A 6,047-nucleotide genomic window follows, 5' to 3' on the forward strand; every position below is an offset into this window, starting at 1 on the left:
CCGCGACGCCGTCCGGCATCACGCAGCTCCAGCTCAGCGAAGGCGCCGCCGGCAAGGCGAAGATCCAGGTGAAGGGGAAGGGACTCGCTCTGCCCGACGTGGATCTCTCGATGCTGACGTCGCCGCTCACCGTGCAGCTCAAACCGTCGAGCGGCGGCGTCTGCTTCGGCGCGACGTACAGCTTCCCGCCGGTCACGAAGAACGACGGCGTGACGTTCAAGGACAAGGCGGATTGAAGGTGCGAAAACGCGGTTCACTTGCTCGTGGGAGAAGCCGATGACCGAACGTTATACCCCGAATGCTCCTGCTCTCGTCGTGTTGTTGGCATGTCTCGCGCTGCTGGTGCCATCGGTTGTTGTGGGCGGTGTATGGGAGGGCGACGGACCGCCCGGCGGTAGTGTGGTGTCTCTCGCATTCGACCCTTCTGACACCGACACCATCTTCATCGGTGCCGAAGTCGATGGCCTCTTCAAGAGCACGAACGGCGGCGTCAACTGGACCCCCGTGGACGGACCCTGGGCGTCCTCAGAGCGCGTCTTCCTTTCGATCGTGTTCGACAGCGGCAATCCGGACGTCATGGTGGTATGTGTGGCAACGAGCTATCCCGCCAGCGGCTTAGTTTACCGATCGACGAACGGCGGAACGACGTGGCAATACGCCGGCGTGTCCGGGTGTCGCGTGTTGGCGGCGGCCCCGTCGAGCCCGGGAACGATGTACGTCAGTCTCGGAAGTGGAACCGGAGGCATCAGGCGCAGCCTCGACGGTGGCGCCACCTGGAATCTTCAGGCGTCCAACATCGGGTACATCTACGGTCTCACCGTCGATCCGATCAACGCGTCCGTCCTGTACGCGGCGACCGGCGACAACGGGATCATCAAGTCCGTCGATGGCGGTGCGAATTGGACCGCGGCGAACACCGGCATCCCGACGACCCACCTGCGAGCTGTCGCTGTGGACGCGACGGATCCCACCCATCTCTATGCGGGTACGGCCGATGGCCGGGTCTACGTATCGGGTGATGGCGCGTCGAGCTGGGTGCTGACGGGATCTGACGTCGCGGGTGGGATCGTCAAGGCGATCGCGATCCATCCGACCGTGGGTACCATCGTCTATGTCGCCGGATACGACGGCATCGCGAAGAGCATCGACGGTGGCAATTCCTGGAGTCTCGTTTTCGACGAAAGCTACGTGTCCGCGATCGCGCTCGAGCCCGGCAATCCCGCGCGGATCATCGCGGCTTCCAACGACCTCGGGGTCGCCATCACCGACGATGCCGGTGCCTCATGGGAGCTCGAAGGGCCGCCGTGGATCGCCAGGGGGGTGGCGTTGGATCCCTCGAGTCCGTCGATCCTGTACGCGGCAAGCGCGGCGACGAAGGGACTGTACCGAACCTGGGACGAGGGCGTGACGTGGCAGCGCCTTCCGATCAATGGCCTCACCTACGACGTCTTCTGGGACATCGCGGTCGATCCCAACGACAGCGACACCCTCTACGCTTCGGGTTGGGGAGCCACCAACAAGTCCACCGACGGTGGTCTGACCTGGGGGCCAGTCAATCTCGGGGGGCGTCGGGTCGAGCTCGCTCCGAGCGGGCTCTACGGGTATGGCGGCGCCCTCGTGCGCAGCGTGGACGGCGGCGCGACGTCGCAGAACATCGCTCCGCCGACGGGCATCGTCGAAGACATCGCCGTGGTCGACGCCAATACGATCTACGCGGCCGTTTGGAACGGCTCCTCGGGCGTGCAGAAGACCGTCGACGGCGGCGTGACATGGGCTCCTACCGCGTTCGTGGGGGATTCTTTCGCCGTCGCGGCCGACCCGACCCAACCGAACGTGGTGTATGCCCAAAACGGCAGCGCGGTTTTCCGAACCAGTGATGGAGGCGCGACGTGGAGCCTCGCCTTCGACATGCTCGGGGTGGTGTCGCTGTGGGTCGATCCGGCCGCACCAGATCGCCTGTACGCTGCCGGCGGTACCGCCGTTGTCGTGGCGCGGCTCGTCAACGGGAGCTTCGTGACCAGTCGACACGAGTTCGAGGGTGCGCCTGTGCTGGACATGGCGGTCGATGCGCCGGGAGGTCGGCTTTTCGTCGCCACCGCGGGCTCGGGTGTCCTCCGGCTGGTGCCGGTGTGCCAGGACGGATTCCTCGATCCCGGCGAAGGCTGCGACGACGGCAACGCCTTCACCGGCGATTGCTGCGCGCCGTCGTGCGTCGACGAGGCCAACGGGAGCCCGTGCGAGGACGGCTTGTTCTGCACCGCGAGCGATACCTGCTCCGCGGCGGCTTGTGTGGCGGGCGGACCGCGCGACTGCTCCGCGGCGTCGGGAACGTGTGCGACTGGTGAGTGCAACGAAGCGCAGGATGCTTGCGAGCCGGCGCCGCAGAATGGCGGCCCCTGCAGTGACGGTAGCGCGTGTACGACAAGCGATCAGTGCGTCGTGGGTCAGTGCGTCGGCACATCTTCCCTGTGTGGCGACGGCAACATCTCGCTGGGGTGCTTGGAAGAGTGTGACGATGGCGGAACGACGGACGGCAATGGTTGCTCGGCGACTTGTCGCGTGGAGACGGGCTGGTCCTGCTCGGGGACGCCGTCGGTCTGCGTGGCGACCTGCGGCAATGGCGTCGTCGATGCGGGCGAAGCCTGCGACGATGGCGATCTCGGGAACCTCGACGGTTGCACGGCGACGTGTACGGTCGAGCCGGGCTGGACGTGTTCCGGCTCGCCGAGCGTCTGCGCAGCGGTCTGCGGCGACGGCATCCGCGTCGGGAACGAGCAATGCGACGCGGGCGACGCCGACGACGGCGACGCCGACGGATGCGAGGCGAACTGCACCCTCACGCCGAAGACCGTGACGGCTAACACCACACCGGCGGGCACGGTGAGCAGTGACCTCGAAGGCAACGGAGCCACCGCGCTCGATCCGCTCGAGACCGGGGTCACGACGCCGACCGGCGGGACCGTCAGCATCACGCGCCAACCGACGAGCGGCACTGGTGGTGTCGGCTTCGGGCTCCTCGGGCAGGAGCTGATCATCACCGCGCCGCCAGCGACCGCTGCGGCGCCGCTACGCTTCGCGTTCACCATCGATCCCTCGCTGGCGTCGGGCCTGACGCCCGCGAACATTCCGGTCTTCCGCAACGGTGCGGAGGTGCCTGCCTGCACTGGTACCGCCGGGGAAGCGTCGCCCGATCCTTGCGTGACCAGCCGCGGCCTACTCGCGAACGGCGAGGACATCGAGATCGTGGTGCTGACCTCGGCGGCGAGCACGTGGACCTTCGCGGTCGACGTCTGCGGCACTGCGCCGCGGGTCGATTGCCGGGCGCCGATCCAGAGCGGGAAGGCGTCGTTCCAGATCAAGAACGCGGCCGACCCGGCCAAGGATCAGCTGCAATGGAAGTGGCTGAAGGGCGCGGCGACGAGCGGCGGCGATCTCGGCGATCCGACGGCGGCCACCGACTACACGCTCTGCGTCTACGATGCGGGTGGCCTGCATCTGCGTTTGGCCGTGCCGCCCGCCGGCACCTGCGCCGGGAAGGCGTGCTGGGCCGCGAAGCCTGGAAGCTTCAGCTACAAGGACAAGGACGGCGCCGCCAACGGGGTTCAGCAGCTGCAGCTGAAGGCGGGTGTCCCCGCGGGGAAGGCAAAGATCCAGATGAAGGCGAAGGGCGGGGATATGTCGTTGCCGACACCCCTCGCCATCACGCCGCCGCTCATAGTGCAGCTGCACGCGTCGAACGGCACCTGCTGGGGCGCGACGTACAGCAGCCCCAGCAAGAACGATCCGGCCTCGTTCGCGGCCAAGGCGGATTGAGGATCCGAGGAGCGGAATGTGCACGCGAATGCTACCGACCGAGAGATACCTCCTCGAGGGTCACTTCCTTGAAGACCGCGGGATCGCCGAGACGTTTGGCGGCGTCCAGGATCTCGATGCCCGCAAGCCGCCCGTCCGCGTCGTAGTCGGCGGCGATGCCGTCGGCGAGATGCTGCGTCGTGACGGGGGTCTCTTTGAAACGAATGTAGAGCGCGTCGACGGCGTGGTCGTAGGTGATCTTCACGAGGGCTCCTTCAGAAGTAGTAGACGTACACGGTCACGACGACGATCACACCTGCCTCGTCGACGAAGATCGGCCGTACCCGCTTGGTGTCGTACCACTTCCCGTTCCAGTGTGCCCGATCACCCGGGACTCGGACGCGCCGCGGAAGGAAAGCTGCTGCATCGCATGGCTGGAGAATCGAATCGACGTGGGAGTCTTGGCCATTCGTCACATCGCATGAGGACGACGGCTCACCATTCAACGACGAAGCGGATCGAGGGAAGGATCGTCAGACATGACCAAGATGAATAGGAACACGATGAACGTCACCACCTGGCGGATCGGTGTTGTGATGCTGCTCGCGACAGCGATCATCGCGCCGGACGCGTACGCCTACCGGTCGACTTTCACCGTCGACAAGTGTCTCGCGGGGAAGATCAAGACGCTCGGCAAAGACGCCGCCGCCCAGACTGGCTGCCAGAGCAAGGCGGCGGCGAAGGGCGACCCGCTCGCCGGCGAGTGCGTGACCAAGGCGAGCGGCAAGCTGACGAGCGCCTTCGGCAAGCTCGACGTGAAGTATCCGTCGTGCCCGGGCGGCACCGGGAACGGGTCGGCATTCGCGGCTCGGACGCTCGCGTACACGGATTCCGTCGCTGCGACGGTCGGGTTCACTCCGGGCGGCAGCAAATGCGACGCCGCCAAGAACAAGTGCGTCGGCAAGTACGTCGCGGGCATCACGGGCTGCTACGCGAAGGCCGCCGGCAAGGGCGGTGTCGTCGACAACGCGCCGGGCGGCTGCACGGCCAAGACCGCGGCGAAGCTCGTCGACGGTCTCAAGGGCTGTCTCGACAAGGGGGCCGCGGCCGGCGACTGCGCAACCGCCGGCAGCCAGGGCGCGACGCTGAAGACGGCGGCCGATGCGTTCCTCGACACGCAGGCCTGCCTTCTCGATCCGGCGGGCCCGCTCGCGCGTCCGGAGGATCCGGTCGTCCTCACGGGTGCCGAGATCGCGGGCCTGAACGGCATCGCGCCGGGCGACCTCGTCGCGTTCCGCTACGACGGCGGCTGGGAGCAGGTGCCCGTGCAGGTGGACGAGCGGGCGGTCATCAGCTTCGACGACGTCTACGATCATGCCGGGGGCAGCCCTTTCTGCGGCGGCAATTGCGGCGGCGGTTTCACCCGCCTCGACTACACCGACGCAGGCACCTTCACCGGCCCCGATCCCGACGCGACCGTCGACGCCGACGACGAGGTCGTGTTCATGGCGGCGGACGTGGGAACGGCAAGAGCGGGCTCCGCGTCGGCGCCGGCGGGCGTCGTCGGCGGCACGGGTGTCGAGCTCGCGATCGTCGACCCGCTGAGCTGCGAGACGGGGTACGTCTACCTCTTCCAGCAGACCGGCGCGCTCGATCCCTCCGCCGGCGAGCAGTACGTCACGTACGATTTCGACTTGCTCTCCGGGCCGTACCTCACGACCTACAACCTCACGACCAATCCGAACCCCGAAGACACCACGGTCACCACCGACGTCTACGCGCGCCGCTTCATCGATCGCTGGGTGCAGGACGAGCTGCGCATCTTCAAGGGGGGTGCGACCGGCGTCGACATCCTCGACCGCCACAAGACGCAGTTCTTCCCCGACTACTGTGTCCGGACGGAGGACTCGTTCACCGGTCGCGACGGCTCGACGAACATCGAGGGCGCGTTCGTCGCCAACCGCGCCGGCCCCGTGCGCGCCATCCGTTCCTACGTCGGCGCCAACAGCGGACCGCGCGCGCAACGTCAGCACATCTACTATCGCGGCCGGGAAGACGAGACGAGCTTTCTGCGCGTACACGCGATCCCGTCGATCATGGTCTTCCACGACTACAGCGCGGCCGCGTTCGGCATGACCTACGCGAACGACAACAACCCGAGCGGCGTCACCATCGACGGCACGCCGGACGCGGTGGCGGCGGGTCCGCTCGATTGGGAGCTCGTCACCGGCCCGCAAGGCTCGCTCGTGGTCGCG

Annotated in this window: 4 protein-coding genes; 3 read left to right on the top strand and 1 reads right to left on the bottom strand. The window is 67.1% G+C overall.

What is annotated here, in order from left to right:
* Together IT293_10395 and IT293_10400 are read left to right on the top strand one after the other, a co-directional pair.
* A partial coding sequence (locus IT293_10395) for a hypothetical protein (protein MCC6765062.1) occupies positions 1-236 on the top strand: 236 nt, incomplete at its 5' end.
* A 40-nt stretch (positions 237-276) separates the two neighbouring features.
* A complete protein-coding gene (locus tag IT293_10400) occupies positions 277-3,813 on the top strand; it encodes a DUF4215 domain-containing protein (GenBank protein ID MCC6765063.1) in 3,537 nt (1,178 codons plus the stop codon).
* Between the two features lie 31 nt (positions 3,814-3,844).
* Here the strand turns inward: IT293_10400 and IT293_10405 are convergent, their stop codons facing one another.
* Entirely contained in the window at positions 3,845-4,057 is a 213-nt protein-coding gene (locus IT293_10405) for a DUF2283 domain-containing protein (GenBank protein MCC6765064.1), read from the bottom strand.
* 274 nt (positions 4,058-4,331) lie between these two features.
* Here IT293_10405 and IT293_10410 point away from each other — a divergent pair.
* A partial coding sequence (locus IT293_10410) for a hypothetical protein (protein MCC6765065.1) occupies positions 4,332-6,047 on the top strand: 1,716 nt, incomplete at its 3' end.

This window comes from Deltaproteobacteria bacterium, assembly GCA_020848745.1.
In the GTDB taxonomy this organism is placed as follows: Bacteria; Desulfobacterota; Binatia; order UTPRO1; family UTPRO1; genus UTPRO1.